The sequence below is a fragment of the Clostridium sp. genome, from assembly GCF_040797585.1.
GTDB lineage: Bacteria > Bacillota > Clostridia > Clostridiales > Clostridiaceae > Clostridium_Z.
The window spans coordinates 1-3,280 of sequence record NZ_JBFNEO010000262.1 but is presented as its reverse complement, the minus strand read 5'-3'; the positions used below and the strand labels follow the sequence as shown (position 1 = coordinate 3,280).

At 31.3% G+C, this 3,280-nt stretch carries 1 protein-coding gene; it reads right to left on the bottom strand.

Annotation, left to right across the window (positions count from 1 at the left end):
* Positions 1–130: 130 nt before the first annotated feature.
* Positions 131–2,716: a bifunctional acetaldehyde-CoA/alcohol dehydrogenase gene (adhE, locus tag AB2369_RS12480; protein WP_367666801.1), complete on the bottom strand. Its 2,586-nt coding sequence runs from the start codon at positions 2,714–2,716 to the stop codon at positions 131–133.
* Positions 2,717–3,280: the final 564 nt, after the last annotated feature.

Here is a 3,280-nt window from a genome sequence, read left to right as displayed (position 1 = left end):
CATTTTAAGTGTAGTTTTATCTACAGATAAATCGTATAATAATTAAAACTAAACTACCATATATCATTATTTAAAGAATATTCAACGGTTGAGTTTTGAAGTAGTTTATCTATAGAAATAAATATTATTTCTATTTATTTGAAAATACATTGATATACATCTGTTTAATTTCGGATATTAATGGATATCTAGGATTAGCTCCTGTACATTGATCATCAAAAGCCTGCTCACTCATCTCATCTAAACTAATATAGAATTTTTCTTTAGATACTCCAAATTCTTCTATGGTCTTTGGTATATCAACCTTTTCTTTTAACTCATCTATAGCCTTTATTAAAAGTTCTACCTTTTCATCTTCACTATTTCCACCAAGTCCTAAATAATCTGCAATTCTTGCATATCTCCACTTAGCATTTGGATATTTATATTGTGGGAATGCCGCTTGCTTTCTTGGACTATCTGTAGCATTAAACTTAATTACCTCATTTATAAGTAATCCATTGGCTACTCCGTGAGGCACATGATGCATTGATCCTAGCTTATGAGCCATAGAGTGACATACTCCAAGGAATGCATTTGCAAAAGCCATTCCTGCCATAGAGGACGCATGAGCCATTTTTTCTCTAGCTTTAACATTAGTTGTTCCTTCATTATAAGCCATAGGTAGATATTTAAATATAAGTCTTATAGCTTCTAATGCTAATCCATTAGTAAATTCTGATGCAAGAACAGATACATAAGCTTCTATGGCATGAGTTAGAGCATCTATTCCTGAAGCTGATGTAAGTCCTCTTGGCATATTCATCATAAGCTCTGCATCAACTATTGCCATATCTGGAGTTAACTCATAATCTGCTAGAGGATATTTAACTCCTGTTTCTTCATCAGTTATAACTGCAAACGGAGTTACCTCTGATCCTGTTCCAGCTGAAGTTGCCACACAAACTAACTCTGCTTTTTCACCAAGTTTTGGGAATTTATACACTCTCTTTCTTATATCCATAAATCTCATAGCTAAATCTTCAAATTTAACATCCGGATGCTCATATAATACCCACATTATTTTAGCGGCATCCATAGCTGATCCTCCACCTAAAGCTATTATTATATCTGGCTCAAAGGTCTTCATCTCCTCTGCACCCTTTTTAGCAGTCATTAATGTTGGATCTGGTTCCACATCTGTAAACATTTTAAATTCTATATTATTTTTTTCTAATATACTAGTTATCTTATCTGCATATCCTAAATTAAATAATACTTTATCAGTTACTATAAATGCTCTTTTCTTATTCATATCCTTAAGTTCTTCAAGGGCAACTCCTAAGCTACCATACTTAAAGTATATTTTTTCTGGAACTCTAAACCACAGCATATTTTCTCTCCTCTCAGCTACGTTCTTCACATTTATAAGATGTTTAACTCCTACATTTTCTGATACGGAGTTTCCTCCCCATGAACCACAACCAAGAGTTAATGATGGTGCTAATCTAAAGTTATATATATCTCCTATAGCTCCTTGAGCCGCCGGCATGTTAACTATGGTTCTTCCAGTCTTCATAGTAGATCCAAATCTAGCTATTCTATCCTTACATTTATTTTGATCGGTGTATAATACTGATGTATGACCAAATCCTCCAAGTTCTACTAACCTTTCAGCCTTTTTTAATGCCTCTTCAAAGGTTTCAGCTCTATACATTCCAAGAATCGGAGATAATTTTTCATGAGAAAATGGCTCTTCAAGTTCCACAGATTTTACCTCCCCAACTAAAACCTTAGTGGTTTCTGGCACCTTAACTCCTGCCATTTCAGCTATTTTCGTTGCTGGCTGACCTACTATATCTGCATTTAAATTTCCATTCTTTAATATGACTTTTCTAACCTTATCTATTTCATCCTTCTTTAATATATAAGCTCCTCTTCCATTAAGTTCTTTTTTAACTTCCTCATATACATCTTTTAAAACTATTATAGATTGCTCTGATGCACATATAACTCCGTTATCAAAGGTTTTAGATAAAAGAATTGAGTTTACGGCCATTTTTATATGAGCAGTTTCATCAATTATAGCTGGCGTATTTCCAGCACCAACTCCTATAGCTGGTTTTCCTGAAGAGTAAGCAGCTTTAACCATTCCTGGTCCACCAGTTGCTAATATTATATCTGCTTCTTTCATAACTACTTGAGATAATTCAACAGAAGGTTCATCAATCCATCCTATTATTCCATCTGGTGCTCCAGCCTTAACAGCTGCATCAAGAACTATCTTCGCTGCCTTTATAGTAGAGTTTTTAGCTCTTGGATGAGGAGAAAATATTATTCCATTTCTTGTTTTTAAGGATATAAGTGCTTTAAATATCGCTGTAGAAGTTGGATTTGTTGTTGGTACTACTGCAGCCACCACCCCTATAGGTTCTGCTATTTTTGTTATTCCAAAAGCCTCGTCTTTTTCTATAACTCCACAAGTTTTCTCATCCTTATATTTATTGTATATATATTCTGACGCAAAATGGTTCTTTATAACCTTGTCTTCTATAATTCCCATTCCTGTTTCTTTAACTGCCATTTTTGATAATTCTATTCTTGCATTATTTGCAGCCATGGCAGCCTTTGTAAAAATTTCATCTACTTCCTCTTGGGTATAGGTTGCGAATTTTCTTTGAGCCTCTCTTATCTGTTCTAATTTTTTCATAAGTGTTTCAACATTATTTACCTTCATACATTATCACTCCTATTATTTATATAGTACTGTTAATTAGTTAAATTCCTTGTGAATAATATCTAGCTAAGTAATTTGTCATTTTTACTAACACTTAGTTTGTTAATTAACTAACAAAGATAGTTAAAAAATTATAAGATTTTAATACTTATAAATCTATTATTGCTATTTACTCTGTTTTTATTCCTCTTTATATTGTTAATATTATCACAATTATTTTCTTATGTAAATACTCTTAAAATCTTTTACTAAATTAACAAAATCCCCTTCTATGTAATGGTTTAACTTAAAATATTACTATATTATACCCATTAATTTATTAATAATTATTAATTTGTTTTGTTATAAGTTAGAATTCTATCTAATTATCATCCTTTAATATTTTACTTTGCTAAATTTAATTGTTAAATTTTTATCCTTTTTCTTTTGAATTCAAGATGAAATCTTAGAAAAAACTTAGTTTATAAACTTTAAATTAGTTTATAACCTAAGTTTTAAATTAAAAATCCTATAGGGTTCCTATCTTAGAACTTAATTTATACTGAATAATTAAAACTATTCTCC

What these genes read in the sequence shown, in the direction of transcription:
- adhE (WP_367666801.1), bottom strand. Translation starts at nt 2,716, where the DNA reads ATGAAGGTAAATAATGTTGAAACACTTATGAAAAAATTAGAACAGATA.